We start from the raw sequence: 26,703 nt of genomic DNA on the forward strand, positions 1-26,703 counted from the left end.
AGGGGTGCCGCAAGGCGCCCCTTTTCGTTTGGGCCCTCCGCCTAGCGCGGCATGGGCAAGAAAAAAGGGCGCCTCGCGGCGCCCTTGATCCTGGTCGGTGAAGCCGGTCCGCTCAGCGGCTGGCGGTACGCGCCCGGCTGGCGCGCCGGGCCGGAGCCGCCGCCTTGGTGCTGGCCGGCGCCGAGGCCGCCGTGGCACCGGAGCAGGTGTCCAGGCCGTAGGGGATCACCAGATTGCTCTGGGTGGAGAGCGAGGCCAGCGTCGTCAGGCTACCCTGCTGCGCCAGCGCCTGCTGGAACAGCGGCGCCACATTGGTGCAGAAGAAGGAGCCCTGGTCGATGCCGTCCTGGGACTGCGCATTGGCCAGCTGCGTGATGTAGATGTCGAGCTGCTTCTGGCCCTGCACATTGCCGTGGACGCGCTTGAAGTGCGAGGTCACGGACTTGTAGGCATCGCCCAGGTCGCGCTGATAGCGCGTCACGAAGGCATTGTACTGGTCGGTCTTGTTGCAGGCCAGGGCGGCCACCATCAGCTGGCTCTGCAGCGCGCGCACTTCCATGGCGGTGCGCTCGGTCGGCTGCAGGCAGCTATCGGCCAGCACGGGCGTGGCCACCACGGCGGCAGCGAAGCCAGCGGCCAGGATACGAACAAACTTCATCGCGACCGGAATCCCCCAAAGGTTGCGAGCGGAAGGCGGAAAGAACTCCCCCGCGCCGCTTCTACACCATCAGACCGGCTCTTGCGAAGACTTGCTGTAGCCTGCAAAGTTCCACGCACACAGTGACTTGCAGCCACTGGTCAAGATCAAGCTTCAACTTCGCGGGGCAGGCCGGCGCTGCAGGCGGGCCAGATCCGCCAGCCGCCGGTCCAGAAAGGCAAGGACCTCCTCCATGGGCGGCTCCGGCTGCCGCAGCCAGAAGGCCAGCGTCGCCACATGGATGCCCGCCAGCGTCAGCCGACGGGTATGGCGGGACAGGTCCGTGGAGGTATCGCCCGCCGCCCGCCACAGCGTATCGGCGGTGCGGCCGGCGACACGGGCGGCGATGCCGGCATTCCAGGGCAGCGCCAGCAGCCCCACGGCGCGGCGCTCGGCCTCCCGCCAGGGCTCCAGCCAGCGCAGCCGGGCGGCCAGCAGGGCGCGGATGCGTGGGCCGGTGCGCAGCGTCTCCAGCGCCCCGGCGGCCTCGATGGCCTCACGGTCCGCCAGGTCGCTGAAAGCCTCCACCATGCCGGTGGCACCGCGCGGGAAGAGCCATTCGGCCGCCTCCGCCGGTTCCCCGATATCCGCCAGCCCCGCCCGCATCGCGGCCCTGGTCCAACCCAGCGCCGGCACATGTGGCAGGGCGGCGCGCAGCGCGGCATCGCGCTCGGCGCTGCGTTCTAGCGTGGCGGTCATGTGGCGGCTTCCGGGCGGGGCTCCGCCGCGCGGCCGGTGCGGATGGCGGCCTCGCCGCCGGCGGCGCGGGCCAGTTCCTCATTGAAGCCGAAGAGGCTGAAGTCGTTCATGCGCATGGGATAGAGCACGCCGTTCAGGTGGTCGTATTCATGCTGCATCACGCGCGCCAGCATGCCCTCGGCCTCGCCTTCCACCATGTCGCCGTCCAGGTCCAGGCCCCGGAAGGACACGCGCTCGGCCCGCGGCACGGCGCCGCGCAAGCCGGGGATGGACAGGCATCCCTCCCAGCCCACGGCTTCGGCAGGGCCCAGAAGCGCGATTTCCGGATTGATCAGCGCGGCCACGTCGTCGCCGTTGCGCCAGACAAACAGGCGCAGCGGCACATAGACCTGCGGCGCCGCCAGCCCAAGCCCGCCGATATCGAGCATGGTCTCGGCCATGTCGGTGATCAGGCGGCGGATCTCCGGGTCATGCGGGTCCTTCACCTCATCCGCGCGGCGCAGCAGGACGGGGTGGCCCATGCGGGCGATCTTCAGGAGGGACATGGGGCACCATGGGGCTGAAAGGGCGGTTGCAACCTAAAGAATGGGTTTCGCTGGAATTGGTTGTGGCTGCAATGCGGGGAAGGGCTTTTCCTTCGGCCATGGCCCGTGCTAACACGGCGCGCTTGCACGGACCCGGCTTGCCCGGGCGCCCCGTGCTACGTGCATTCTTATTCATTCCGGCATTCATCGGCTGCCGGACTCAGGCAAAGAGGATACCGCACAGCGTGCAGGTCGTCGTTCGGGATAACAATATCGATCAGGCCCTGAAGGCCCTCAAGAAGAAGCTGCAGCGTGAAGGCGTCTTCCGTGAGATGAAGCTGCGCCGGCACTATGAGAAGCCGTCCGAGCGCCGCGCCCGTGAGGCCGCCGAGGCCGTCCGCCGCGCCCGCAAGGTTGAGCGCAAGCGCCTGGAGCGCGAGGGCTTCTAAGTCCCGCCGCCGGCTTGCCGGCGGAACTGACTGCCGATGACCGCGGGGCGGGCCCATGGCCCGCCAGCCGCGGTTTCGTCGCTTCTGCGTCACGTCTGTTGCGTTGGGCCCTGCTGAAGCTTCCGCTTCAGTGGGTTGCGTTTTATGCCGCCCGAAAATTGTAACACAACGTAACGTCCGCTATGCCACAACGCGAACGGGCCTTAATGCGCTAGTGCATGAAGGCACCGCGCGCGTTGTTTCCCATGCTGGCTGGCCTCGCTGCCGCTGGCCTTTTCCTGCACCCGCTTCCCCTGCTGGCCCAGCAGGGGGCACAGCAGGGCCTCCCGGTGGTCACCAGCCCCGCCCTGCGCGGCGCGGTGCCGCTGGAAATCACCGCGAATGGCAATGTGGTGGCCGAGGCCACCGTGGCGGTGCGCAGCCGTGTCGATGGCCAGATCCGCGAGGTGCATGTGCAGGAAGGCCAGCGCGTGACGCGCGGCCAGGTGCTTTTCACGCTCGATTCGCGCATGGCGGAGGCGCAGCTGGCGCAGCAGGAAGCGCAGCTGGCACGGGACCGTGCCCTGGCCACCCGCGCCCGCGCCGATGCCACCCGCTACGCCTCCCTGCGCGGCGAAGGCTTCGCCGCTACCCAGCGCTTCGAGCAGGCGGCGGCCGATGCCGCGGCCGCCGATGCCAACCTGAAGGCGACCGAGGCCCAGATGGCCCAGACGCGCCTGACCATCGACTACGCCACCATCCGCGCCGAGGCCGATGGCCGCCTGGGTGCCCTGCCGGTCGATGCGGGCAACCTGGTGCGTGGCAGCGAGGGCACGGTGCTGGCCACCATCACCCAGACCGACCCGATCCAGGTGCAGTTCTCGGTGCCCGAACGCTGGCTGCCCGAGATCATGGAAGCCATGGCCAGGGGCCAGCCCAGTGTCACCGCCCGCGCGCCGGGCGACCTCCACAAGCCGGCCGAGGGCAAGCTGGTCTTCGTGGACAGCCAGGTGGACACCACCTCCGGCACCGTTTCCCTCAAGGCGCGCTTCGCCAATCCGGAGAACCAGCTCTGGCCCGGGCAATACGTGAACGTGGTGCTGGTGCCGCGCGTGGAGGCCGATGCGCTGAGCGTGCCGGTGCAGGCGGTGCAGACCGGCGCCGATGGCCGCTTCGTTTATGTGGTGGATGCCGAGAACCATGCCCGCCGCAAGGCGGTTGAGTTGAAGCGCGTGGTGAATGGCCGCGCCGTGCTGGCCGCCGAGATCCAGGCTGGCGACAAGGTGGTGATCGAGGGGGCGCAGATCCTCTCGGACGGTGCCCGGGTCATGGAGCGCGGGCCCAACAATGCTCCCGGCGGCGGCCGTACCGCCGGAACGCGTCCGCAGAGCTGAGGCCCCCGCCCCATGCATCTCTCCGAACTCTGCATCCGCCGTCCGGTGATGACAGGGCTTCTGGCCATGGCCGCCGTGCTCGGCGGCATTGTCGCCTATTTCCAGATGCCGGTGGCGGCCATCCCTCGGGTGGATTTTCCGGTCATCTCCGTCTCCGCCACCTTTCCCGGTGCCAGTCCGGAGACCATGGCCAATTCGGTGGCGCTGCCGCTGGAGCGTGAATTCTCCACCATCGCCGGCATCGACCAGATGAGCTCGATCAGCGGCCAGGGCACCCTGCAGCTCACGCTGCAATTCGTGCTGGGCCGCAACATCGACGCGGCGGCGCTGGACGTGCAATCCGCCCTCTCCCGCGCCCAGCGGCGATTGCCATCGGAGATGACCAACCCGCCCTCCTTCCGCAAATCCAACCCGGCCGATGCGCCGGTGGTGCTGCTGAACCTGCGCGGCGGCGACGTGCCGCTCTACCGACTGAACGAGATTGCCTCGGTCATCATCTCCCCTGCCCTCTCGCGCATCCCGGGCGTGGCGCAGGTGCTGACCTTCGGTGAGCAGAAATACGCCGTGCGCGTGCAGTTGGACCCAGACCGGGTGGCCGCCATGGGCTTCGGCTTTGACGAGGCGCAGCGCGCTATCGCCGCCGCCAATGGCAATACGCCGGTCGGCACGCTGGGCGGCCCACGCCAGCAATTGACGCTGCGCGCAAACGACCAGCTCCAGGACGCCGCCGAATTCGGCAAGCTGGTGATCGGCGGCCGGCCCAATGCGCCCATCCGCGTGCAGGACGTGGCGAAGGTGGAAGACGGGGTGGAGGACAACCGCCGCGCCGCCTGGAACAACGGCTCCCGCGGCCTGACCCTGGCCGTGCAACGGCAGCCGGACGCCAATACGGTGGAGGTGGTGGATGGCGTGAAGAAGGCGCTCCCCGCCCTCGCCGCCGCCCTGCCGCCGGGCGCCGAGCTGACGGTGATGCTGGACCGCTCCGTCTCCATCCGCGACGCGGTGCATGACGTGCAGCACCACCTGATGATCGCCATCGGGCTGGTGGTGCTGGTGATCTTCCTGTTCCTGCGGAAGCTCTCGGCCACCATCATCCCCGGCATCGCGGTGCCCATCTCGCTGGCCGGCACCTTCGGCGTCATGTACGGGCTGGGCTACGGCATCGACAACATCACCATGCTGGGCCTGACCCTGGCCGTGGGCCTGGTGGTGGACGATGCCATCGTGATGCTGGAAGCCATCGTCCGGCACATGGAGGAAGGCATGAAGCCCTTCGCCGCCGCCATCCGCGGCGCGAAGGAAGTGGGCTTCACCATCATCTCCATCACCCTCTCGCTGATCGCGGTCTTCCTGCCGATCCTGCTGATGGGCGGCGTGGTGGGGCGCGTCTTCAATGCCTTCGCGGCCACGGTGTCGCTGGCCGTCATCTGCTCCTGCGTCGTCTCCCTCACCCTGACGCCGCTGATGGCCAGCCGCCTGCCCGCTCATAGCAAGCCCAGCCGCTTCGACGCCTTCCTGGAGCGCGGCTTCCGCGCGGTGGAGGGCGGCTATGGCCGGATGCTGGACCTGTCGCTGCGCTTCCGCGCGGTGGTCTGGCTGGCCTTCTTCGCCTCGGTCGGCCTGTCGGTCTGGCTGGCCGTGATCATTCCCAAGGGCTTCTTCCCGATCGAGGATACCGGCCTCATCAGCGTCTCCACCGAAGGGCCGCAGGATACCTCCTTCGAGGATATGGGCGTCCGGCAGGCGCGCGTGGCCGAGATCCTCAACCGCCATCCGGCGGTGGAGATGGTGAATTCATCGCTCGGCGTCGGCGGCGGCACACAGGCCATCAACCAGGGCCGCATGTTCGTGCAGCTCAAGCCACGCGCCGAGCGCGGGCCGGTGGTGGAAGTGCTGCAGGAACTGCGCCGGCAGACCGCCGGGCAACCGGGCATGCGCGTCTTCCTCAACCCGATCCAGAACCTGAACTTCGGCGCCCGCCAGTCCCGCACCCTGTACCAGTACACGCTGCAAGGGCTGCGGCAGGACGAGCTCTACGACTGGTCCCAGCGGCTGGAAGGCGCGCTGCGCAAGCTGCCGCAGCTTCAGGACGTGAACACCGACCTGCAGCTCCATGCGCCCATCATGTCCGTGAACGTGGACCGCGACCGCGCGGCCTCGCTCGGCGTCTCGGTGGATCAGGTGCGGCAGGCGCTCTACTCGGCCTTCGGCGCGCGGCAGATCTCCACCATCTTCGGCGCTTCGGACAGCTATTCCGTTATCCTGGAAGCCCTGCCGCGCGACCAGCAGGATGAGAGCGGGCTGTCCAAGATCTATCTCCGCTCCAATACCGGGCGGCTGGTGCCGCTGGCAGGCATCGCGACGCTTTCCCGCACCGTGGGGCCGCTGACGGTGGCGCATCAGGGCCAGCTTCCGGCGGTGACCATCGGCTTCAACACCGCCCCCGGCGTGGCGCTGGGCGATGCCACCAATGCCATTGCCGCGATGGAGAAGGAGATGGGCCTGCCGCCCACCATCGTCTCCGGCTATGCCGGCACGGCGCAGATCTTCCAGCAGGCCCTGGCCGGCCAGGGCGCGCTGCTGATCGCGGCCATCCTGATCATGTATGTGGTGCTGGGCGTGCTCTACGAATCGCTGGTGCATCCGCTCACCATCCTCTCCGGCCTGCCGGCGGCGGCGGTGGGGGCGCTGGCCACGCTCTGGCTCTTCGACCTCGACCTTTCGGTGATCGCCGTCATCGGTGTGCTGCTGCTGATCGGGCTGGTGAAAAAGAACGCCATCATGGTGGTGGACGTGGCGATCGAGCGGATGAAGGCGGGCGACGACCCGCGCACCGCCGTCCACTATGCCTCCATTGTCCGCTTCCGCCCGATCATGATGACGACACTGGCCGCCGCCGCCGGCATCGTGCCCATCGCCGCCGGCTGGGGCACGGCGGCCGAGTTGCGCCAGCCGCTGGGCCTGGCGGTGCTGGGCGGCCTCGCGGTGTCCCAGGCGCTGACGCTCTTCGTCACGCCGGTGCTCTTCCTGTTCTTCGAGGGCCTGTCCCGCCGCTTCACCCGCCGCAGCCCGGCGGAGGAGGCGATGGCGCCGGCCGAGTAATCTCCCGATACGGGCGGAGGCTCTCGCCCCGCCTCCTGGCCACGCGATATCGGGGCTGCCTGCTGAAGCGGGCAGCCCCGGATGCGTCAGGGGAACTGCTTTCGGCCTGCCCTCATGGCCCCTGGCGGCGCGGCGGCCGTGCCGACTGGTCAGCTACGCCGGCGGCCGGCCACCACGCCCTCGCCCGCCTCGGGCGGCAGGCGCATGGACATGGGGCCGGAGATCAGCATCAGCAGCCCGCCCAGCAGGAAGCCCACGGAGAAATCCGCCATGGTGACGGCCGGGCGCCCGGCCACGGCCACGCTGACCTGCAGTGCCGCCGCCGCCAGCGCCACGCCCACCGCGCCGGGCAGTTGCTGCGCCGTGCCGTAGAAGCTGGTGGCCGCGGAAAGCTTGGGCTGCGGCACGTCGGCATAGGCCAGCGTATTGGTGGTGGTGAAATGCAGGGAGCGGAACAGCCCGCCCACCAGCAGCACGCTGAAGATCACCGGGATGGGCCAGCCCGGCCGGAAGGCGGCGCAGGCCATCACCATCAGGCCGGCGATCACCGCGTTCCAGACCAGCACGTTGCGGAAGCCGACCCAGCGCAGCGCCGTCTGCGCCATCGGCTTCATCGCGAAGGCGCCGAGCGCGGTGGCGAAGCTGATCATGCCGCTCTGCGCCGCGCTGGCGCCGAAGCCCAGTTGCAGCGACAGCGGCACCAGAAAGGGCACCATGCTGGCGCCGACGCGGAACACCGTGCCGGCGATCACGGTGACGCTGAAGGCCGGGATGGCGAACAGGGAGAAATCCAGCGCCGGGTTGCGCACTCGCAGGCAATGCCGCACCGCCAGCGTCGTCAGCACCACGCCCAGCCCCAGCATGCCCAGCGCCACCCAGTTGGGCACCAGCCCGCGCCCCAACGTCTCGAAAGCGAACATCAGGGCGGCCAGGGCGCCGCCCACCAGGGCCAGCCCCGGCACATCTGGCGGCGGCGGGATGATGCGGGGCAGCGGCGGAATGATGCGCCAGACCAGCAGCAGCCCCAGCATCCCCACCGGCACGTTGATCCAGAAGACGGCGCGCCAGGAGACCAGATCGGTCAGCAAGCCTCCCACCGGCGGGCCCATCACCGGCCCCAGCAGGGCGGGCATGGAAAGCCAGGTGGTGACGGTGAGCAATTCGTCCTTCTTGATCCGGCGCAGCAGCAGCAGCCGGCCCACCGGCACCATCATGGCGCCGCCCAGCCCCTGCAGCACCCGCGACGCCACCATTTCCGCCAACCCCTGGGACAGGCCGCAGAAGACCGAGGCGGTGGTGAAGGTGGCGATGGCCGCCATGAAGACCTGCTTGGCCCCGAAGCGGTCCGCCATCCAGCCCGAGAGCGGGATGAAGACCGTCAGCGCCACCAGGTAGGAGGTGATGGCGACGCCCATCACCAGCGGGTCCTCGTGCAGGTCGCGCGCCATGGCCGGCAGGGCGGTGGCCACCACCGTGCTGTCCAGGTTCTGCATGAAGAGCGCGCTGGCCACGATGGCCGCGACCAAGCGGGGATCGGGATTCCGGGCCGGAGGCACGACGGATTCGGGAGGCGAAGTTTCCTGCGACACGTCCAAAAGGTTACGCCGCTGCCCGGTGGCTGACCATGGGCGGCAGGGACGCCCCCCTCATGCGCCGAGCAGCGCGGTGGCCGCCGCCGCCGGGTCTGCCGGCAGTTCCGCGACCACTTCGATGCGGGCGGGCTGGCCGGATACTGCCAGGGCCTCGCGGCAGGCTTCCAGCAATGCCGCAGCATCCGGCGCGGCATCGGGCAGCGGGCGGATGAAGCCCACCAGCGCGCCATCCGGCCCGGCGCCCACCGCCGCTTCCTCCACGCCGGGCTGGCGGGCCAGGAAGCGGACCAGCGCCGCCGGTGTCACCACCAGGCCGTCGCGGTGGAAGCAGCCGTCCGGGCGCGGGCCGCTGGGGATGAAGGCTTCCCCCGCCAGCCCGGCGGGCTGGCCGGTGCGCAGGAAGCCATCGGGCGTCAGTGCCTCGGCTTCCCCGCAATAGCCGGAGAGCAGGCTGGGAGCCTGGATTTCCAGCACGTCCCCTTCCAGCCGCAGGCTGGCGGGATGGACGGGGCGGAAGCCGGTTCCATCATGCAGGGCAAAGAGGCCCTGGGTCTCGGCGATGCCCCAGGTTTCGCGCAGCGGCAGGCCGGGGGCCTCGGCGGCGCCGGGGCTGCCGGCGAAGCGCAGCGCGGCATAAGGGCGCCGCGCCGCCTGGGCGGACAGCGCCGCCAGATCGGCGGGCGCCGCCAGCAGATGCGTGGCGCCATGGGCACGGGCCAGGGCATCGGCGGCGGCCGGGCCTGCCTCCTCCTGGCACAACAGGCGGCCGCCGGCGGAAAGCGCGGCCAGGGCCAGCGCCAGCCCGTCCGGGCAGGCCAGCGGCAGGGCCGGCAGCACGGCGGAATCCTCGCCCAGCTCCAGCGCCCGCGCCACCGCCGCGGCATGGTTGAGCACGGAACCCTGGGCATGCAGCGCCAGCCGCGCCTCGCCGGCCGGCAGGGCCAGGATCACCGAATCGGCGGTGGCCAGCACCGCCTCATGCTCCGGCATGGCGTCCAGCGCCTTCCAGGGCAGCACGGGCAGGCCGTCCAGCCGGTCCACGCCGCCGGCATCCAGCCCGATCACGCAGCGCAGCGGAGCGCGCGCCAAGGCCAGCGCCGCCTGCAGGCGCCGCGGCAGCGCGCCATCGCCGCCCCAGCCCACCGCCACGGCCACCGCGCGGGCGCGGGAGAGCAGGGTCGCGATCTCCTCCACCCCCAGGCGGGGGTCCAGCGGCACGGCGGTGGCGCCGAGCCGCGCCAGGGCCAGCAGCAGCACCAGGAATTCCGGGCGGTTGGGCAGCAGCAGCGCCACGCGGTCGCCCGGCCCGACACCCTGCCGCGCCAGCCCTTCCGCCACGCGGCGGGCCTGGGCAGCGAAGGCGGCGCGGCCCAGCGGCGGGCGGCTCAGCGAGACCAGCGCGGCGGCATCCGGCCGCGCGGCGGCCAGCCCTTCCAGCAGCGCGGGCAAGGTGCCGGCGCTCATCGTGCCTGGCCCCGGGACACGGGCGCGGAAACCGGATGCCGATGGATGATGCCGCTGCCCTGCCGCACGTGAACTCGCCCCCGAAAAATCATGTGGCCCTGTCTCTGCCGCAGTTGCGCGCCGAATGCCAGCCGGGCCGGGCCGGTTTTCGCCACCGGCCTTTCAGCTTCCTGTGCGGCTGGACAATCCCGCCGCATCGCAGGAACGTGCCGCACCCGATAACAGTGAGGATGCACCGCATGACCGCCTGGACCGACCGCGCCGGCAGCCCCTTTACCTGCGAGAAGCAGCCGGCCCAGGGCAGCAAGGGCATGGTGGTGACCAATCATCCGGTGGCCTCGGCGGCGGGGGCGGAGATGCTGCTGGCCGGCGGCAATGCCATCGATGCCGCGATCGCCGCGCTGTTCACGCTCACGGTGGTGGAGCCAATGATGGTGGGGCCGCTGGGCGGCGGCGTGGCGCATCTCCGGCTGGCCGATGGCCGCCACCTGGTGCTGGACGGGCTTTCCACCGCCCCTGGCGCCGCGCGCGGCGACATGTACCGCACCGTCAGCGACACCCTGCCCGACTATCAGGAGACGGTGGACCGCGAGAACAATATCGGCCCGCTGGCCATGGCCGTGCCCGGCGCCCTGGCCGGCTGGTGCAAGGCCCTGGCCGAGCACGGCACCATGCCACTCGAAGAAGTGCTGCGCCCCGCCATCCGCGCCGCCGCCGAGGGCTTCCGCGTCACCGACTACCTGGCCGGCGCCATTGCCGATGGCGCGAAGGAGCTGGCGCAGGACCCCGGCCTCGCCGCCACCTTCCTGCCGGGCGGCGACATCCCGGCGGTGGGCAGCCGGCTGCGCCAGCCGGCGCTGGCCGAGTCCCTGAAGCTGATCGCGGCGGAAGGCCCCAAGGCGCTCTATGGCGGCGAGATCGGCCGGGCGCTGGCGGCGCATATGGCGGCCTCCGGCGGCCTGATCACCATGGCCGACCTGGAAGCCTTCGAGGTGATCGAACGCCAGCCGATCCGCGGCAGCTACCGCGGCTTCGAGGTGCTGGCGCCGCCGCCGCCGGCTTCCTCCGGCGTGCACATGACGCAGATGCTGAATGTGCTGGAGGGCTTCGACATCGCCCGCCTCGGCTCCGGCTCGGCCGAGACCATCCACCTGCTGGCCGAGGCCCTGAAGCTGGCCTTCGCCGACCGCGCCGTCGCCACCGCCGACCCGGCCTTCATCAATGTCCCGGTCGAGAAACTGATTTCCAAGGATTACGCCGAGGAACGCCGCGCCCTGCTGCGGCTGGACCGGGCGCAGGACTGGGCGCCGGGCATCCCGCCCGCCGAGTCGGCCAATACCACCCATGTCACCGTGGCGGATTCGCTGGGCAACATCGTCGCCACCACCCAGACCATCAACAGCCTGTTCGGCGCACGCTTCTCCATCCCCGGCACCGGGCTGATCGCCAACAACTACATGTTCAACTTCGACCCGCACCCGAACAAGGCGCTCTCCGTGGAGCCGGGCAAGCGGGTCTTCACCTCCATGGCGCCATCCATCGTGCTGAAGGATGGCAGGCCGGCCTTCGCGCTGGGGCTGCCGGGGGGCCTGCGCATCTTCGGCTCCGCCATGCAGGCTATCATCAACCTGATCGACCACGGCATGTCGCTGCAGGAAGCGGTGGAAGCGCCGCGCATCTGGACCCAGGGCCATACGCTGGAACTGGAGCCGGCGATCTCGGCCGAGGCCGAGGCCGGGCTGGTGGCGCGCGGCCATATGGTGGCGCGGCCGAAGCATATCGGCGGCGGCATGGGCGCCATCCGCTTCCTGGCCGATGGCCTGCTGGAAGGCGCCGCCTGCTGGCGCGCGGATGGCACGCCGGTAGGCATCGCGGGCGGGCTGGCGCGGCCCGGCATCCGCTTCAATCCCGAGGTCGGGCGCCGCTGAGGCGCCCTTTCCCCTCAAAGCGAAAAGGCCGCTCCCCCGGGGAGCGGCCTTTTTCACAGGGTGCTGGCAGCAGCCCTCAGGGGCATTCGCAGCCATTGGTCGGGCTGGTCTCGCCACGCACCAGATGATGATCGATCCATTCGGAGACCAACCGGCGCGCCTCATTCACCGAGGCCTCCGGATGATGGATGCGGTACAACGCCGTGCAGGCCCGGAAGGACGAGAGATCGTCATTCCCGGTTTCGCGCAACTCGCGGTAGGCCGTCACCACTGCCCGCTCGCACCGGCGCGTGATGTGGCTGAAGTCGTTGCCCATCCAGTATTCTCCTGCGTTGCGAGTCAGATGAGAATCTGTCGCAACTCGTCCCGTCGTTTTTATAGGCTCATCTGAATGGGCGTTCAAGTTTCGATTGGCCGGCGGGCTTACAAGGCGTCCATCAGCACCAGCGCCGAAGGATTGGCATCCTCCTGCTGCATCACGCGCCGCACCAGCTTCAAGGCCTGATAGCTGTCATCGGCTTCCGCGAAGCTCATCGCTTTTTGAATCAGGGCCTTGGCGGCCTCGCTCGCATCCGAGCCCAGGAAATCCTCCACCAGCCCGCGCGCCAGTTCCATGCCGCCGGCACGCTCGGGCTCCGGCCCGACATAGGCGGTCTGCAAGGCGAAATAGATGCGCCGCGCCGGGGTGGTGGCGGCCTCGGCGGTCAGGATCTGCTTGCCGAAAAGGAAGCGGGCGCGGCCCGCCAGCTCGATACGGGCACGGTTGCGGAAGCGGATGGGGGCGCCGTTGACGATCAGCAGATCGCCTTGGCGCATTTCAAGGACAAGAGTGGTCATGATGCGGTTCGGGCCTTCCGGCGGCGGCACGGGGCCGGCCGCCCTTCATGCGGGGTCGATGGTGCTCTCCGTCTGCGGTTCGAGTCGGGCTCCGGCTGGGCTTCCCCCGGCGGGCGATGCGGCCCGGGCGCTGCCGCGCGATGCGGCCTGCCCGCAATCTGGCCGGTTGGTGTTAATGGATGATGACGAAGCGGGGCGCGCCCGCCGCCCTCAGCCCCGGCGCAGCAGCCAGAGCAGCCCGGCCACCGGCGCGCCCTTCTCCTGGCGCAGCCCGGCCTCCCGCTCCGCCACGATCTTCAGCCCGGCGGTGGCGGCCAGGGCGCGCAGATGGCCAGGATGGTGGCGGTAGCGCAGGTCGGGGCCCAGGGCGCAGGGGGCTTCCTCGCCCTTCTCCAGGCTGAAGGCGGCCAGCCCGCCCTGCGTAAGCGCCGCCGCCATGGCGGGCAGCACGGCGGAAAGGTCGCCCAGGTAGTTCAGCACATCCGCCGCCGCCACGAGGCCCCAGTGGCCGGGGCGGGCCGGCAGCACATCCAGCAGGTCGGCCTCGTGCAGCGCGTCGTAGATGCCCCGCGCCCGCGCCGCCACCAGCATGCGCGGCGAAAGGTCCACGCCCTCCAGCAGCCGCGCGAAGGGGCGCAGCGCCTCCCCCGAGAGGCCGGTGCCGCAGCCGAGGTCCAGCACCGCGCGGCTGGCATCCGCGGCCACGCCCGCCTCCCGCAGCATCTCCGCCAGCATGGCGGGGGTGCGGTAGCCCAGGCGGCCGGTCAGGTCGGCATCGAAGCGCGGCGCGTATTGGTCGAACAGGTCGCGCACATAGCCGGCGGGGGCGCGGTCCGGCGGCGGCGCGGCACCCAGCGCGGCCTGCAGGAAGCGCGCCTGTTCCGCGATGGCGGGGTCGGCGGCGGCGCGGGCGGCGTGGGCGGCGGCTTCCTCGCGCAGCCCGGCCTCGCGGCAGGCATGGGCCAGGGCGAGATGCGCGGGGCCGGAAGCCGGCAGCAAGGCCACCGCCTGCCGCAGCGGCGCCAGCGCCTCCCCCACCCGGCCCTGGCTGCTCAGCACCTGCCCCAGGTTGCGCAGGCTGACGGCATCCCCCGGCCGGGCGGCGAGTGCGGCGCGCAGGGCGGCCTCGGCCTCCGGCAATTGCCCGGCCTCGGCCAGGGCGGCGCCATGGGCGGCCAGGAAGACCGGCGCCCCGGGGTTGCGCGCCACCGCCTGCCCGATCAGCCGCAGGGCTTCCGGCAGGTCGCCCCGCGCGCGGGCGATCTGCCCCAGCAGGTTCAGCGCATTGCCGTCATCCGGCCGCAGCGCCAGCACCTGCCGGTAGAGGCGTTCGGCGCCCGGCAGGTCGCCGGACTGGTGGCGGGCCAGCCCCTGCCGCAGCAGCGCACCGGGGTCCAGCGCCACCATGGCGGCTCAGAACAGCCCTTCGATGCGGCCTTCGGCATCCAGCCCGATGCCCTCCGCCGCCGGGCGGCGCGGCAGGCCAGGCATGGTCATGATCTCGCCCGCGATGGCCACCACGAAGCCGGCGCCGGCGGAAAGCCGCACGTCGCGCAGCGGCAGCACATGCCCTTCCGGCGCGCCCAGCAGCGTGGGGTCGGCGGAGAAGGAATACTGCGTCTTGGCGATGCAGACCGGCACGTCGCCGAAGCCCGCATCCTCGAAGCGCTTCAGCTTGGCGGCCACCGGCGGCGGGATGGAGACGGAGGCGGCGTGGTAGATCTCCCGCGCCACCGTCTCGATCTTGCCGGCCAGGGAGACATGGCTCTGGTAGAGCGGCTCGAAGCTGGCGGTGCCGCCCTCGATCAGCTCCAGCACCGCGCGGGCGAGGTCGGCGGTACCCGCCGCGCCATCGGCCCAATGGGTGCAGAGGATGACCTTGGTGCCCAGCGGGCGCATCGCCTCCCGCACCGCCGCGATCTCGGCCTCGGTATCGCCGGTGAACTTGTTCAGCGCCACCACCACGGGCAGGCCGAATTTCTGCATGTTCTGCACATGGCGGCGCAGGTTGCTGATGCCGCGGGTGACGGCCGCCACATCCTCGGTGCCCAGCGCCGATTTGGCCACGCCGCCATGCAGCTTCAGGGCGCGGGTGGTCGCCACCACCACGCAGGCCTTGGGCGCCAGCCCCGCCGCGCGGCACTTGATGTCCAGGAACTTCTCGGCACCGAGATCCGCGCCGAAGCCCGCTTCCGTCACCACCACATCGGCCAGCTTCAGCGCCAGCTTCGTCGCGATCACGCTGTTGCAGCCATGGGCGATATTCGCGAAGGGCCCGCCATGCACCAGGGCGGGGGAGCCTTCCAGCGTCTGCACCAGGTTAGGCGCCAGCGCGTCCCGCAGCAGCGCCGCCATGGCGCCATCCGCCTTCAGGTCCCGCGCCGTGATGGCGCGGCCATCCCGCGTATAGCCGACGATGATGCGCCCCAGCCGGGCCTGCAGGTCCGCCAGGTCCTTGGCCAGGCAGAAGACCGCCATGACCTCGGAGGCCACGGTGATGTCAAAGCCGTCCTCACGCGGGAAGCCATTGGGCACGCCGCCCAGCGCCGCGTTGATGGAACGCAGCGCGCGGTCGTTCATGTCCACGGCGCGGCGCCAGACGATGCGGCGGGCATCCAGCCCCAGCTCGTTGCCCCAGTAGAGGTGGTTGTCCACCATGGCGGCCAGCAGGTTGTTGGCGCTGGTGATGGCGTGGAAGTCGCCGGTGAAATGGAGGTTGATCTCCTCCATCGGCAGCACCTGGGCATGGCCGCCGCCCGTGGCGCCGCCCTTCACGCCGAAGCAGGGGCCGAGCGAGGGCTCGCGCAGCGCGATCATGGCACGGGTGCCGAGGCTGTTCAGCGCATCGCCCAGGCCCACCGTGGTGGTGGTCTTGCCCTCGCCGGCGGCGGTGGGGTTGATGCCGGTCACCAGCACCAGGGCACCATCCGGGCGACCCTTCTGGGCATTCACGAAATCCAGCGAGACCTTGGCCTTGTAGCGGCCATAGGGTTCCAGCGCGTCCTCCGGGATTCCGGCCTTCTCGGCGATCTCGCGGATCGGGCGCAGTGTCGCCGCGCGTGCGATCTCCAGGTCGGTCGCCATGCCCTCGGATATCCCCTGCTATGTCGGAGCCGGATTATCGCCCAAGGGCGCCGCCGGCAAGCCGGGGCGATCAGCCGGGCGGCCGCGCCAGGGGCAAGGCGGCCTGAAGCCCCAGGGGCGCGGCACCCGCTGGCCGCAGCAGCTCCGCCTTTGCCGCCCGCCAGCTCTGCCCGGTCCAGACCAGTTCGAGGCGGAAGCCGCCCGCCCCCTCCCGCAGCGCCAGTTCCACCACCGTGCCGCCCCATCCCACCAGTTGCAGCGGCGGCGCGCCGTGGGCCAGCAGCACCTGCTCCAGGGCAGCGGGCCGCACCAGGGCGGCGGCCATGTCCTCAGCCATGCCAGCGAGCAGCCGTTCCGCGCCATTGGCGGCGGGCCCCCGCAGCCCAGCATGCATCCGCAGTTCTTCCCGCAGCCCATCGCCTGCCGCCGGGAGGTCCAGTTGCCGCAGCAGCGCCGGCACGTCCTGCCGCAGCACCAGCCCGTAGAGGTTCAGCACCGGCCAGGCGGAACCGGCGGCGCAGCCCAGGCCGAAGGCTGCTACTGCCAGCAGCGGCTTCAGCCAGCCATGCGGGCGCCTCGGCTCCGCCGTCTGCAAGGGCGGCAGTGAATTCACGGTGGGGGTGGCGGCCCGCCGTGCCTCGTAGGCGTCCCAGATCTCATCCCAGGGGTCGACGCTGGTCGTCATGGCCTCGCACCTTTGCCGCGTCCACCGCCGTCCCGATTTCCAGGCATCGACGGTTGTTTGTCTCTGTTTTTGAGACTAACGCGACAAAGGTAAGGGAGAGGTTAATGCTCTCCATCATCCGGGCAGGAATGCCGAAAAGCCGGACCTCTAACGCACCAGCGGGGCGATGTTCTGCTCCAGCTTACTCAAGGCGGCGATGAAAGCCTGGTTCATGGCGGCGGCCAGCACCTCCGGCGGCAGGGTGGCGTCCTTGCCCTCGGGCGCGGGCAGTGGCGCGGTGCCGGTGACGGACATTTGCCGCAGCACCTGCACATCGCCGTCCCGGTTGCGCAGCAGCACGCCGGATATCCCGGCCCGCGCCTCCCGCCGGCCAAGGTCGGCCACCAGTTCCGTCAGCTCGCATTCCAGCACGAAATCGGGCCGTGCCCGGCTGCCCTGCGACACCACGCCGCTGAACAGGCCGGAGCCGGACAGCCAGCGGCGCAGCCCTTCCTCCGCCAGCTCGGCCGGCGGTGCGATCCATTCGGCATAGTAATCGACGTTTTCCGTGCCATCGGGCCGCAGGGAGCGCAGCCCGCGCGCTTCCATCCCCGGCGCCGCGCGCATCAGCCGCACCTCCAGCACGCGGCGGCCGCGCCCGGATGTCCCCTGCGGCCGCGTCACGGTCAGGGGAAAGCGCTTCACCTCCACGTAAGGGCGGTCGGGCAACACGCTGCCACAGGCGGCCAGCGTCGCCGTCAGGGGGAATGCCAGCAGCAGGGCGCGTCGCTTCATCGGGGGGAAACCTCTCTCAACGGCGGGGCGGCGGCGGCGGGGCGCCGAGGATGGCGGCGCCGGGGGCCCGACGCAGCAATTCCGTGGTGTCGCGCAGGTTGCTGGCCACCGCGCGCAGGTCGCGCAGGATGGGCGCGAGGTCGGCATTGGTGTCCTGCGTCACGCCGCGGGCCGAGCGCGCGGTGCGCTCCAGGCTCTGGATGGCGGCGGGCAGCTGGGACGCGGCGGTGCGCAGCCCTTCGGCGGCGGCGGCGATGCTGGTCAGGGCGCGCTTGGCTTCCGGCCCGCCGGTGAGGTCGTTGAGGTTGGTGGCGACGCTGCGCACGTCGCGCATGGTGCCGGCGATATCGGCATCGGCCACCGCCTGGCGCAGCGCCGTCATGGTCTCGGCCGCCTCGTGCAGCGTGCGCGCCAGGTCGCCGTTGCTGGCCTGGCCGTTCAATGTCCCGGTCAGCGCGGCGATGTTGCTCAGGATCTCCTCGATCGGCGCGTTCTGGATGCGGGAAAGTACCTGCTCCGCCGCGTCCTGCACCTGCGCCACCGTGGAGGGCATGGAGGGGATCACGGGATAGGCCGGTGTCCAGGGCACCGTGCGCGGCGGGAAGCGCTCGGGGTCGACGAAATCCAACTCGATATAGGACACGCCGGTCAGGCCCTGGCTCGACAGGCGGGCGCGCAGCCCGTTCTGCACCGCGCGCTGCGCCGCCTCCGCATTCGACAACATGGTGCGCTTGGGGTCCAACGCCATGCGCACAAACACCAGCTGGAAGGCGGCCGCCGCCTGGGAGCGGTTGTCGAGGTCGTATGCGGCATTCACCAGCCCGATCTCCGTCACCTGCCCGATGCGCACGCCGCGGTAGCGCACCGGCGCGCCGGGCTCCAGGCCCGTGACGCTTTCGTCGAAATAGGTCTCGAAGATCTCGGCGGACTTGCCGACCTGGCCGGCGGTCAGGAAGAACAGGAAGCCGAGGCCCAGGGCGAGGCCGACCAGAAGCAAGGCGCCGACGCGCACATAGAGCCTGCGGGAACTAGGCATGGTGTCAGATCGCCTCCCGGCGGAAGAAGGCGCGCACCGTGGGGTGCGTCGCGTGGTCGCGCAATTCGCGCGGGTCGCCCTCGGCGATCATGCCCTTGGCTTCCTTGTCGAGCATGATGCAGCGGTCGCCGATGGCGAGGATGCTCTGCAATTCGTGCGTCACCACCACGAAGGTGGTGCCGAGGTCGCGGGCCAGGTCCTTGATCAGCTGGTCCAGCCCGGCGGAGGTGATGGGGTCGAGCCCGGCGGAAGGCTCGTCGAGGAACAGCACCGGCGGGTCCAGCGCCATGGCGCGGGCGATGCCGGCGCGCTTGGCCATGCCGCCGGAAATCTCGCCCGGCAGCCGGTCGGCGGCGTCCGAGAGGCCGACGAGGCCGAGCTTCACCCGCGCCACCTCCTCCCGCGCCTGCGGCGGCAGGGTGGTATGCTCTTCCAGCGGTAGCATGATATTCTCCAGCAGCGTCATGGAGCCGAAGAGCGCGCCGGACTGCCACATGACCCCCAGCTTCGCCAGCAGCGCCTGCCGCTTCCGCCCGGTGCTGGCTTGCAGGTTCTGGCCCAGGATGCGGCTTTGCCCGGCGGTAGGCTGGTAGAGGCCGATCAGCAGCTTCAGCAGCGTGGACTTGCCGCAGCCGGAGCCACCGAGGATCACGAAGACTTCGCCCCGCTCCACCTGGAAAGTGACGTCGCGGAAGAGCGTGTTGGTGCCGAAGGCCATGGCGATGCCCTCGGCCTCCACCACAGGCTCGCGCAGGCTGCGGGTCTGGAGGCCGAGGACCTCGGGATAATCCGCCATCACCAGGACATCCGGAAGAAGAGCACGGCGAAGATGCCGTCCAGCAGCACGGTGGCGACGATGCCGCCCACCACCGCCGCCGTTGCCGCGTCGCCCACCGCGCGCGGCCCGCGCCCGGCGGAAAGCCCGGCGCGGCAGCCGATACCGGCGATCACCAGCCCGAAGACGGCGGCCTTGAGCAGCCCGCCGCCCAGCGTGCCCAGCGTCACCCACTGCTGCAGCTGGGAAGTCACCAGCGGCACGGAATAGCCCAGCATGTTCATGATGATGCCCATGCCCACGAAGCCCGACAGGTTCATCACCAGCGTCAGCACCGGCATCACCAGCATGCCGGCGATCAGCCGCGGCAGCACCAGCATGGCCACCGGCTCCACGCCCATCACGCGCAGGGCGTCCACCTCCTCGTTCACCGTCATGGTGCCGAGTTCGGCGGCATAGGCGGAACCGGTGCGGCCCGCCAGGATCACGGCGGCGATCAGCGGCCCCAGCTCGCGCGCCATGATCACGCCCACCATGGCGGGAATATAGGACTGCGCACCGAAGGCGCTGAGAGAGGCCGAGGACTGGAAGGCCAGGATCACGCCGATCAGCGTGCCCAGCAGGATGGTCAGCGGAAAGGCGCGCAGCCCGGCCTCATCCACGTGGCGGAGCAGGTCGTTCAGGCGCAGCCGGCGCGGGTGGCGCAGCACGGCGAGGGAGAGCACCAGCGCCTCCCCCAGGAAGCCCAGCCCGTCGCGCAGCGTCCTGCCATGCCCGACGGTCCAGGCACCCAGCGACGCCACGAAGGGCAGCCGCCGCGCGGCTGGCCTGGGGCGCGGCGCGGCCAGGGCATCGCGGGCGCGTTCCAGCACCGCCGAGACGCCCTGCCCCGCCCCTTCCAGCCGCGCGGCCTCGCCACCGGCGGCCAGCACCAGGGCGGCGCCGCTGGTATCCAGCGCGGAAACGCGCGACAGGTCCACCACCGCCACGCCCCGCGCCGCCTTCAGCAGCGGGTTCCACAGGTCGCCGATCCGCTCGGTGGTCAGGGCGCCGTGCAGTGCCAGCCGGTTTCCATCGCGCGCGAAGCCCGGCGCCTCGGCGTCATCGCTCATCAGTCGTCCCGGTCAGTGGGGGTGCATCCGTTGCGGGGGCGGCATAGCGCCAAGCCAGGGCCGGTGTCAGCGGCTGTGGTTCTTTGTCACGCAGGGAACGGATGGCATGGGCGGCGGCGGCCTCGCCGGTTTCCCAGGCGCCGCCCAGGGTGGCGGCCAAGCTGGAGTGGCAGGCCTCGCCGGCGAAGCAGAGCCGCCCGCCCGCCAGCGGCGCCGCCAGGATGCCGCGCGCCGTGGCTCGCCCGGGCCGCGCATGGCTGTAGGCGCCGCGCGAGAAAGGGTCGCGCGCCCAGTCGCTGACCAGCGCGCCGTCCCGCCGCAGCGCCGCCGCGGCGCGGGCGCCGAAGTTCTTCGCCAGCTCGGCCAGGGCGAAGTCCACCGTGGCCTCCGGCCCCGCCCCGGCCAGTTCCCAGGCCGCCGGGCCACCCACGAAACCCATCAGGTGGTCATGGCCGAAGGGCCAGGCGATGGCGGTCAGCGCCGCTTCCTCTTCCCGCTCCACCCGGCGCTCGATGCCGGCGAAGGGCGGCAGGTCCAGCCGGTCCGCCCCGGCGGCACGCAGGCCGATCTTGGTCAGCAGCCCCAGCGGCAGGTCATGGATGGCCTGGGCGGTGTCCGGCGGCAGTTCGGGCGTGAAGCGGATCGCGCCTGCGGCCAGCACGGCGGTGGGCACAGTGACGATGGCCGCCGCCGCCTCCAGCCGGCCGAAGGGGCCTTCCGCCACCACGCGGGGGCCGGACCAGTCCAGCCGCTCCACCACCGCGCCACAGGCAATGGGCAGGCCCTGGGCCAGCCGCGCCAGCAGGGTGCCGGCGCCTTCCGGCAGCAGGAGGTCGGGCCGTTCCAGCAGGGTATCGAGGTAGTCCCGCGCATCCATCCCGGCCAGGGGCGTGGCGCAGATCACCGGGCCTTCCCAGTGCATCACGGTGGCGTCCCAGCGGCCGGGGCCGAAGCCGGCGCGGGCGGCCAGGGCGGCGGCGCTTTCCCCCGGCTGGGGCGTCAGGGCGGCCAGCCGGGCATGGAAGCCTTCCCAGGTGGCGTCATAGGCCGCCATGTCCTCCGGCCCGACGCGGCGGCCGGCATCGAAGCAGACGGATTCACGGGCGCTGCCATGGTCGAAGGGCGCCATGCCCAGCGCCTCGGCCAGCGGGCGCAGGGGGTTGCGGCCGGCCGCGTGCAGCCAGGTGGCGCCGAGGTCGAAGGGCGCGCCCAGCGTGGCGGTGTCGGTGGCGGCGCGGCCGCCGGGGCGGGCGCGCGCCTCCAGCACCTGGCAGCGCAGCCCGGCCTGCCCCAGCGCGCGGGCGGCCGCGATGCCCGCGGCGCCGGCGCCCACCACCAGCACATCGGTCTCGCGCATGGTCAGCCCCGTGTCCGGTCCAGCCCCGCCTGCCCACGGCTGCGGGCAATGGCGTCGCCCACCTCATTGGGCACCACGCGCTTGCCCACCGGCGCCAGCGAGGCCGCCGCCAGCTTCAGATGCGCCCAGGCGAAAGGCAGGCCGATGATGGTGACCGCCGCCGCCGCCGCCAGGGTCAGATGCGCGATGCAGAGCCAGATGCCGGCCAGCAGGAACCACAGGATATTGGCCAGCCAGCCTAGCGGCCCGTTGCTGAGGGTGGGGCGGCCGGTCAGTTCCTCGGCGGTGACGATGGTGTTGCCGAAGGGCAGCAGGCTGTAGCCGGCCAGCATCAGGCAGGCGCGCGCCCAGGGCAGGCCGATGATGGTCAGCGCCATCACCAGCGCGGCGGCCAGCCACATCAGCGCCGGGATGAAGCCCAGGCCAGGGATGTTCCACAGGATGTTCAGCAGCAGGGCCATAGGGTGTCCAGAAGGATGGTGCGGCCGGCAGAGCGAAGCCGCGAAAAAGAAGCCGCCACGGAAGTGGAATGCTGGCCCCGGCGGGGCGGTTGCCGCAGGGCCGCCATGCGTCCCGGCCCCTCAGGGCCGGTGGAGGTCATGCACCTGGATGCCGCTGCCGGGCGGCGGCATGGCCAGCCAGTGGCCGTGCCGCAGCGTCGCGCGGGTATCCTCCAGCCCGGCGCGCCAGTGCTCGCGCATCGCGCCGGTGGAGAATTCATAGTCCTTCGCCTGCCCCTCATGCGCCTGCTGGCGGTAGATCAGGTGCAGGATCACCACCTCCGGCAGCCGCTCCAGCCGCTGCCTCAGGGCCCGTTGGCCCTCGTCCAGCCGCTCCTCCGGCACCAGGGCCAGGGCGCGGCGCAGTTCCAGCTCCAGCGCGCGGATGCGGCGATAGGCATCGGTCACCAGCCGGGTGCGGCTGCTGTACTGGATGTCCTTCTGCCGGGACAGCACCCCGGGCATGGCGCGCGGCACGGCGCCGCGCGCGCTGAAGAGGTCCACCTGGAAGGCCAGGGTGTTCCGCTCCCCCAGATTCTCCAGCAGATGCGCCAGCGGCGTGTTGGAGACCAGCCCGCCATCCCAGTAGTGCTGCCCGCCCACCCGCACCATGGGCAGCGCCGGCGGCAGGGCGCCGGAGGCCATCACATGCTCCGCCCCGATGCGCGTGGTGGCCGTGTCGAAATAGGCGAAATTGCCGCTGCCCACATTCACCGCGCCCACCGAGAAGCGGATGTCGCCGTTGTTCAGCCGCCCCCAGTCCACCAGCCGCCGCAGCGTCTCCCGCAAAGGCGCGCTGTCGTAGAAGGCCGTGGCGGTCCGGGAGCCGGGGGCGGAGAGCCAGGGGTTCGGCACATTGGGCGTGAAGAAGCCGGGCTGGCCCTGCAGCATGGTCAGCGCCGCCGAGGCCTCGTGCCGCCATTGCCGCATCCAGTCCCCGGCATCCAGCACCTCCGGCAGGTCCAGCCCATAGGGCCAGAGCCGCTCCGTGGTGATGGTGTCCCAGAACTCGTGCAGGGCGGCGAGGCGCCGCTCCGGCGGGTTGCCGGCGATCAGCGCGCCATTCGCCGCGCCGATCGAGACGCCGGCGATCCAGTCCAGCCCGATCCCGGCCTCCTGCAGCCCCTCGAAGACCCCGGCCTGGAAGGCGCCCAGCGCGCCGCCGCCCTGCAACACCAGGGCGACGCGCCGGCAGCCTTCCGGGCGCCAGTCGGGCGCCGGGGGGCGGGCCTGCGTGTGGGGTTGGTCCATGGCGGAAGTCCTGTGGGGCAAAGGAACGGCTCGGCCACAGATTGTGCGCCGGGCCGCCGCTTGCCAGGGCCGCCCCGCCTGTGCCCCCCGCCGCGCGCAAGAATTGAAGGTCGTACGTGTTCGGCTTTCTCCCCTTTTGGCATAAGTGGAGGCTGGGCCGCGCCACCGCCGCCCGCACCACAAGTGTTCACGGGGCGTAGCGATTGATGCAGCAGCAGGACGGCAAGCAGCAACAGGGCATCCGCTGGCATCTGCGCCAGGCCACGGCTGCGCGGCACGAGGCCGTGGATGCGCTGGGCAGCGCCTTCCCGCTGGAAACGCCGCAGGGCTACCGCCGCTTCCTGCGCGCCCATGCCCGCGCCCTGCCGGCGGTGGAACAGGGGCTGGAGGCCGCCGGCATCGCCAGCCTGCTGCCGGACTGGCCGGGACGCGCCCGCCGCGCCGCCCTGGAGGCCGACCTCACGGTGCTGGGCATCGCCGTGCCCTCTGCCCTGCACTTCGCTCCGCCGGCCGGCCCGGCGGCGGTGCTGGGGGCGGCCTATGTGCTGGAAGGCTCCCGCTTCGGCAACGGCATGCTGCTGCGGCAGGTGCAGGCGGCGGGCGACACTTGCGCCTCAGCCGCCACCGCCTATCTCGGCCATAAGGCCTCCTGGCCCGCCTTCCTGGCACAGTTGGAACAGCAGCTCGCCGACCCTGCCCTCTGGCACGGGGCGGTGGAAGGTGCGCTGGCCGCCTTTGCCTGCTTCCACGCCGCCCTGGCCGCTGAGCAGGCCGAGGAACCACTGCTGCATGCCTGACGCTTCCACCCTGCTGCCGGATTCCTCTCCCGGCGAGGCCTTCGACCTCACCAATTGCGACCGCGAGCCGATCCACCTGCTGGGTGCCATCCAGCCCATCGGCTTCCTGATCGCCACCTCCCCCGATTGGCGCATCCAGCGCGTTTCGGCGAATGTGGCGCAGTATCTCGGCCGCCCGCCCGAGGCGCTGCTGGGCACGCTGCTCCCCGACCTCTTCACGCGTGAGGTGCTGCACGAGATCGGCGGCCGCCTGCACCTGCTGCGCGGCCCCAATGCGCTGGAGCGGCTCTTCGGCCTGCCGCTGCGCGAGGGCGGCGCGCCCTTCGACCTCGCCGTGCACATGGCCGGGGAACAGATCGTCATCGAGGCCGAGCCCTCGGACCTGGAAGACGCGCTGGAAGCCGCCACCACCGTGCGCTCCATGATCACCCGCCTGCAGCAGGCGGAGGGCTTCGAGGCGCTGTGCAAGGAAGCGGTGCGGCAGATCCGGGGCCTCACCGGCTTCTCCCGCGTCATGCTCTACCGCTTCCACCATGACGGCACCGGCGAGGTGATCGCGGAATCGGCCGCCTCCTTTGTCGATTCCTTCATGGGGCTGCGCTTCCCGGCCTCCGACATCCCGAAGCAGGCCCGGCTGCTCTATGAGCGCAACTGGCTGCGGCTGATCGGCGACACGGGGGCCGAGCCGGTGGCCATCCTGCCGCAGCGCGACGCGGGCGGGCAGCCGCTGGACCTCTCGCTCAGCGTGCTGCGCTCGGTCTCGCCCACCCATGTCGAATACCTGCGCAACATGGGGGTGGCCGCCTCCATGTCGATCTCGGTGCTGCGCAAGGGCAAGCTCTGGGGCCTGATCGCCTGCCACCATACCGAGCCGCTGCGCGTGCCCTTCGAGCGCCGGACCGCCGCCGAGCTCTTCGCCCAGGTGCTCTCCCTGCAACTGGAGAGCCGGGAGCGGGAGATGGACCAGGCGCGGGAGACCGCGGCCAACAAGGTGCACAACCGGCTGATGGCCTCGCTCGGCGCCATGCGCCCGGGCAGCCGCAGCCTGGCCGATTTCCTGGAGATGCTGGCCGAGGTGCTGCCCTGCGACGGCGTCGGCCTCTGGTCCGCCCATGGCACGGCGCTGCGCGGCAGCACGCCGGGCACCGAGGATTTCGCCGCCCTGGTGCGCTTCCTCAACCGCGCCGCCTCCGGCACCATCTATGCCACCCACCGGCTGGGCGAGGTCTTCGAGCCCGCCCGCGCCTTCGCCGACCGCGCGGCGGGGCTGCTGGCCATCCCGCTCTCGCGCGGGCCGCGCGACTACCTCGTCTTCTTCCGCCGGCAGGTCTCCCATGCCGTGACCTGGGCGGGCGACCCCAACAAGCCGGTCACGATGGGCCCGGACGGCGTCCGGATCGCCCCGCGCAAGAGCTTCGCCGCCTGGCGGGAGATGGTGGACGGCCACAGCGCCCCCTGGACCGAGACCGACATGCAGACCGCCGAGCGGCTGCGCGTGACGCTGCTGGAAGTGGTGCTGCAGCTCTCGGACCTGGCGGAGCGGGAGCGGCGCGTGGCGCAGGAGCGGCAGGAGATCCTGATCGCCGAGCTGAACCACCGCGTGCGCAACATCCTGGGCCTGATCCGCGGCCTGGTGAAGCAGAGCCAGGGCAATGCCTCCTCGGTGGAGGATTTCGCCACCATGATCGGCGGCCGCATCCAGGCCCTGGCCCGCGCGCATGACCAGATCACCGCCGACAAGTGGCAGCCGGCGCCGCTGGCCGACCTCGTGCTGGCCGAGGCGGCGGCCTATCTGGAGCACCGCGCCGACCGCGTCATCCTCTCCGGCCCGCCGGTACTGCTGGAGCCCAATGCCCATACCACCATGGCGCTGGTCATCCATGAGATGATGACCAATGCCGTGAAATACGGCGCGCTCTGCGACCGGCACGGCACCGTCCGCATCGGCTGGCACCGGCTGGAGGGGGGCGACCTGGAGATCCTCTGGAACGAGGAAGGCGGCCCGCCGGTGCAGGCGCCCAGCCGCAAGGGCTTCGGCACCACCATCATCGAGCGCGCGGTGCCGCATGACCTCGGTGGCGAGGCCGAGCTGCGCTACGCGCTCGGCGGCCTCCAGGCGCGCTTCGTGCTGCCCGCCGCCCAGGTGCATGACGCCGCCGCCCCGCGCCAGGACGAGCCGCTCCCCGCCCCGCGCCCGGCCGAGGAGGAAGCCGGCCCGCTGGGCCGCCGCGTCATGCTGGTCGAGGACAACCTGCTGATCGCCATGGATGCCGAGGACCAGCTCCGCCGCCTGGGCGCGGCGGAGGTGGATGTCGCCTCCTCCGTGCAGGCGGCCTTGCAGATCATCGCCCGCACCCCGCCCGATGTGGCACTGCTGGACATGAACCTGGGGCGGGAAACCAGCTTCCCGGTTGCCGATGCGCTGAGCGCGCGCGGCATCCCCTATGTCTTCGCCACCGGCTATGGCGAGGCCAGCGCCTTTCCCGAGCGGTTCCAACGCTCCGCCGTGGTGAAGAAGCCCTATACCCAGGCCGATATCCGCGCTGCCCTGCTCGGCTGCCTGGGCTGAGGGCGCAACAAAGCGGCTCCGGCGGCATTCATGAACAGGAAGGGCCCCGTTCTGCATTGGCGGCGGGGTTCAGGCCACCTATATTCCTGTCCAAATGA

Annotated in this window: 23 protein-coding genes; 6 read left to right on the plus strand and 17 right to left on the minus strand. The window is 71.2% G+C overall.

The annotated features are described in order from the left end of the window. Positions 1 to 112 precede the first annotated feature (112 nt). The 3 genes from EBE87_RS04320 to def all read right to left on the minus strand — a co-directional run bounded on the left by EBE87_RS04320 (position 113) and on the right by def (position 1,941). The gene (locus EBE87_RS04320; protein WP_120639464.1) at positions 113 to 658 is read right to left on the minus strand and encodes a hypothetical protein; all 546 of its coding nucleotides are present in this window, start codon (positions 656 to 658) and stop codon (positions 113 to 115) included. A gap of 153 nt (positions 659 to 811) precedes the next feature. Further along, positions 812 to 1,396 (minus strand): COQ9 family protein, encoded by a 585-nt coding sequence (locus tag EBE87_RS04325; RefSeq protein ID WP_120639465.1) that lies wholly within the window; start codon positions 1,394 to 1,396, stop codon positions 812 to 814. Then, positions 1,393 to 1,941, minus strand: coding sequence for a peptide deformylase (def, locus tag EBE87_RS04330; protein WP_120639466.1), 549 nt, complete (start codon positions 1,939 to 1,941; stop codon positions 1,393 to 1,395). The genes EBE87_RS04325 and def overlap by 4 nt, the downstream gene beginning before the upstream one ends. A gap of 224 nt (positions 1,942 to 2,165) precedes the next feature. Between def and rpsU the strand changes: the two genes are divergently transcribed. The 3 genes from rpsU (at position 2,166) to EBE87_RS04345 (ending at position 6,844) form a co-directional block, all read left to right on the plus strand. After that, positions 2,166 to 2,369, plus strand: a complete 204-nt coding sequence (gene rpsU, locus EBE87_RS04335; protein ID WP_007006360.1) for a 30S ribosomal protein S21 — start codon at positions 2,166 to 2,168, stop codon at positions 2,367 to 2,369. 218 nt (positions 2,370 to 2,587) lie between these two features. Beyond that, entirely contained in the window at positions 2,588 to 3,742 is a 1,155-nt protein-coding gene (locus tag EBE87_RS04340; RefSeq protein WP_120639467.1) for an efflux RND transporter periplasmic adaptor subunit, read from the plus strand. 12 nt (positions 3,743 to 3,754) lie between these two features. After that, positions 3,755 to 6,844: an efflux RND transporter permease subunit gene (locus tag EBE87_RS04345; RefSeq protein ID WP_120639468.1), complete on the plus strand. Its 3,090-nt coding sequence runs from the start codon at positions 3,755 to 3,757 to the stop codon at positions 6,842 to 6,844. Positions 6,845 to 6,993: 149 nt separating this feature from the next. Here EBE87_RS04345 and EBE87_RS04350 read toward each other — a convergent pair whose 3' ends face one another. Then, positions 6,994 to 8,370: an MFS transporter gene (locus tag EBE87_RS04350; protein ID WP_233553316.1), complete on the minus strand. Its 1,377-nt coding sequence runs from the start codon at positions 8,368 to 8,370 to the stop codon at positions 6,994 to 6,996. Positions 8,371 to 8,490: 120 nt separating this feature from the next. Continuing rightward, positions 8,491 to 9,900, minus strand: coding sequence for an AMP-binding protein (locus tag EBE87_RS04355; RefSeq protein ID WP_122139897.1), 1,410 nt, complete (start codon positions 9,898 to 9,900; stop codon positions 8,491 to 8,493). A gap of 239 nt (positions 9,901 to 10,139) precedes the next feature. On the opposite strand from EBE87_RS04355, the gene ggt reads away from it, so the two are divergent. Then, positions 10,140 to 11,828, plus strand: coding sequence for a gamma-glutamyltransferase (gene ggt, locus EBE87_RS04360; RefSeq protein ID WP_120641070.1), 1,689 nt, complete (start codon positions 10,140 to 10,142; stop codon positions 11,826 to 11,828). A 76-nt stretch (positions 11,829 to 11,904) separates the two neighbouring features. Here the strand turns inward: ggt and EBE87_RS04365 are convergent, their stop codons facing one another. From EBE87_RS04365 to EBE87_RS04420, 12 genes are all read right to left on the minus strand, one after another. Continuing rightward, a complete protein-coding gene (locus EBE87_RS04365; protein ID WP_120641068.1) occupies positions 11,905 to 12,144 on the minus strand; it encodes a hypothetical protein in 240 nt (79 codons plus the stop codon). A 107-nt stretch (positions 12,145 to 12,251) separates the two neighbouring features. Further along, positions 12,252 to 12,665 carry a flagellar biosynthesis repressor FlbT gene (locus EBE87_RS04370; protein ID WP_120641069.1) on the minus strand — a complete coding sequence of 138 codons (414 nt, stop codon included), beginning with the start codon at positions 12,663 to 12,665 and terminating at the stop codon, positions 12,252 to 12,254. A gap of 210 nt (positions 12,666 to 12,875) precedes the next feature. Beyond that, the gene (locus tag EBE87_RS04375) at positions 12,876 to 14,072 is read right to left on the minus strand and encodes a tetratricopeptide repeat protein (RefSeq protein WP_122139898.1); all 1,197 of its coding nucleotides are present in this window, start codon (positions 14,070 to 14,072) and stop codon (positions 12,876 to 12,878) included. A 6-nt stretch (positions 14,073 to 14,078) separates the two neighbouring features. Further along, entirely contained in the window at positions 14,079 to 15,749 is a 1,671-nt protein-coding gene (locus tag EBE87_RS04380; RefSeq protein ID WP_120640831.1) for a formate--tetrahydrofolate ligase, read from the minus strand. Positions 15,750 to 15,819: 70 nt separating this feature from the next. Beyond that, positions 15,820 to 16,434 (minus strand): hypothetical protein, encoded by a 615-nt coding sequence (locus EBE87_RS04385; RefSeq protein ID WP_120640832.1) that lies wholly within the window; start codon positions 16,432 to 16,434, stop codon positions 15,820 to 15,822. A 147-nt stretch (positions 16,435 to 16,581) separates the two neighbouring features. Continuing rightward, the gene (locus EBE87_RS04390; protein WP_120640833.1) at positions 16,582 to 17,208 is read right to left on the minus strand and encodes an ABC-type transport auxiliary lipoprotein family protein; all 627 of its coding nucleotides are present in this window, start codon (positions 17,206 to 17,208) and stop codon (positions 16,582 to 16,584) included. Between the two features lie 16 nt (positions 17,209 to 17,224). Then, positions 17,225 to 18,244, minus strand: coding sequence for an MlaD family protein (locus EBE87_RS04395; RefSeq protein WP_120640834.1), 1,020 nt, complete (start codon positions 18,242 to 18,244; stop codon positions 17,225 to 17,227). Between the two features lie 4 nt (positions 18,245 to 18,248). Further along, positions 18,249 to 19,040 carry an ABC transporter ATP-binding protein gene (locus EBE87_RS04400; protein ID WP_120640835.1) on the minus strand — a complete coding sequence of 264 codons (792 nt, stop codon included), beginning with the start codon at positions 19,038 to 19,040 and terminating at the stop codon, positions 18,249 to 18,251. Next, complete coding sequence (locus tag EBE87_RS04405) at positions 19,040 to 20,131, minus strand: ABC transporter permease (protein ID WP_122139899.1); 1,092 nt, start codon at positions 20,129 to 20,131, stop codon at positions 19,040 to 19,042. The genes EBE87_RS04400 and EBE87_RS04405 overlap by 1 nt, the downstream gene beginning before the upstream one ends. Beyond that, entirely contained in the window at positions 20,121 to 21,488 is a 1,368-nt protein-coding gene (locus EBE87_RS04410) for a flavin monoamine oxidase family protein (RefSeq protein WP_122139900.1), read from the minus strand. Before EBE87_RS04410 ends, EBE87_RS04405 begins: the two co-directional genes overlap by 11 nt. Positions 21,489 to 21,490: 2 nt before the next feature. Then, a complete protein-coding gene (locus EBE87_RS04415; RefSeq protein WP_120640263.1) occupies positions 21,491 to 21,949 on the minus strand; it encodes a YccF domain-containing protein in 459 nt (152 codons plus the stop codon). A 120-nt stretch (positions 21,950 to 22,069) separates the two neighbouring features. Next, the gene (locus EBE87_RS04420) at positions 22,070 to 23,239 is read right to left on the minus strand and encodes a patatin-like phospholipase family protein (RefSeq protein ID WP_120640264.1); all 1,170 of its coding nucleotides are present in this window, start codon (positions 23,237 to 23,239) and stop codon (positions 22,070 to 22,072) included. A 206-nt stretch (positions 23,240 to 23,445) separates the two neighbouring features. Here EBE87_RS04420 and EBE87_RS04425 point away from each other — a divergent pair, with 206 nt between their 5' ends. After that, entirely contained in the window at positions 23,446 to 24,036 is a 591-nt protein-coding gene (locus EBE87_RS04425; protein ID WP_120640265.1) for a biliverdin-producing heme oxygenase, read from the plus strand. After that, entirely contained in the window at positions 24,029 to 26,605 is a 2,577-nt protein-coding gene (locus EBE87_RS04430) for an HWE histidine kinase domain-containing protein (protein WP_120640266.1), read from the plus strand. The genes EBE87_RS04425 and EBE87_RS04430 overlap by 8 nt, the downstream gene beginning before the upstream one ends. Positions 26,606 to 26,703 lie beyond the last annotated feature (98 nt).

It is taken from the genome of Teichococcus wenyumeiae (genome assembly GCF_003696345.1).
Classification (GTDB): domain Bacteria; phylum Pseudomonadota; class Alphaproteobacteria; order Acetobacterales; family Acetobacteraceae; genus Pseudoroseomonas; species Pseudoroseomonas wenyumeiae.

Bases quoted from the DNA above. Each gene is read 5' to 3' on its own strand.
- EBE87_RS04320 (WP_120639464.1), bottom strand. From the start codon at position 658: ATGAAGTTTGTTCGTATCCTGGCCGCTGGCTTCGCTGCCGCCGTGGTG.
- EBE87_RS04325 (WP_120639465.1), bottom strand. From the start codon at position 1,396: ATGACCGCCACGCTAGAACGCAGCGCCGAGCGCGATGCCGCGCTGCGC.
- def (WP_120639466.1), bottom strand. From the start codon at position 1,941: ATGTCCCTCCTGAAGATCGCCCGCATGGGCCACCCCGTCCTGCTGCGC.
- EBE87_RS04340 (WP_120639467.1), top strand. From the start codon at position 2,588: ATGAAGGCACCGCGCGCGTTGTTTCCCATGCTGGCTGGCCTCGCTGCC.
- EBE87_RS04345 (WP_120639468.1), top strand. From the start codon at position 3,755: ATGCATCTCTCCGAACTCTGCATCCGCCGTCCGGTGATGACAGGGCTT.
- EBE87_RS04355 (WP_122139897.1), bottom strand. From the start codon at position 9,900: ATGAGCGCCGGCACCTTGCCCGCGCTGCTGGAAGGGCTGGCCGCCGCG.
- ggt (WP_120641070.1), top strand. From the start codon at position 10,140: ATGACCGCCTGGACCGACCGCGCCGGCAGCCCCTTTACCTGCGAGAAG.
- EBE87_RS04365 (WP_120641068.1), bottom strand. From the start codon at position 12,144: ATGGGCAACGACTTCAGCCACATCACGCGCCGGTGCGAGCGGGCAGTG.
- EBE87_RS04370 (WP_120641069.1), bottom strand. From the start codon at position 12,665: ATGACCACTCTTGTCCTTGAAATGCGCCAAGGCGATCTGCTGATCGTC.
- EBE87_RS04375 (WP_122139898.1), bottom strand. From the start codon at position 14,072: ATGGTGGCGCTGGACCCCGGTGCGCTGCTGCGGCAGGGGCTGGCCCGC.
- EBE87_RS04380 (WP_120640831.1), bottom strand. From the start codon at position 15,749: ATGGCGACCGACCTGGAGATCGCACGCGCGGCGACACTGCGCCCGATC.
- EBE87_RS04385 (WP_120640832.1), bottom strand. From the start codon at position 16,434: ATGACGACCAGCGTCGACCCCTGGGATGAGATCTGGGACGCCTACGAG.
- EBE87_RS04390 (WP_120640833.1), bottom strand. From the start codon at position 17,208: ATGAAGCGACGCGCCCTGCTGCTGGCATTCCCCCTGACGGCGACGCTG.
- EBE87_RS04395 (WP_120640834.1), bottom strand. From the start codon at position 18,244: ATGCCTAGTTCCCGCAGGCTCTATGTGCGCGTCGGCGCCTTGCTTCTG.
- EBE87_RS04400 (WP_120640835.1), bottom strand. From the start codon at position 19,040: ATGGCGGATTATCCCGAGGTCCTCGGCCTCCAGACCCGCAGCCTGCGC.
- EBE87_RS04405 (WP_122139899.1), bottom strand. From the start codon at position 20,131: ATGAGCGATGACGCCGAGGCGCCGGGCTTCGCGCGCGATGGAAACCGG.
- EBE87_RS04410 (WP_122139900.1), bottom strand. From the start codon at position 21,488: ATGCGCGAGACCGATGTGCTGGTGGTGGGCGCCGGCGCCGCGGGCATC.
- EBE87_RS04415 (WP_120640263.1), bottom strand. From the start codon at position 21,949: ATGGCCCTGCTGCTGAACATCCTGTGGAACATCCCTGGCCTGGGCTTC.
- EBE87_RS04420 (WP_120640264.1), bottom strand. From the start codon at position 23,239: ATGGACCAACCCCACACGCAGGCCCGCCCCCCGGCGCCCGACTGGCGC.
- EBE87_RS04425 (WP_120640265.1), top strand. From the start codon at position 23,446: ATGCAGCAGCAGGACGGCAAGCAGCAACAGGGCATCCGCTGGCATCTG.
- EBE87_RS04430 (WP_120640266.1), top strand. From the start codon at position 24,029: ATGCCTGACGCTTCCACCCTGCTGCCGGATTCCTCTCCCGGCGAGGCC.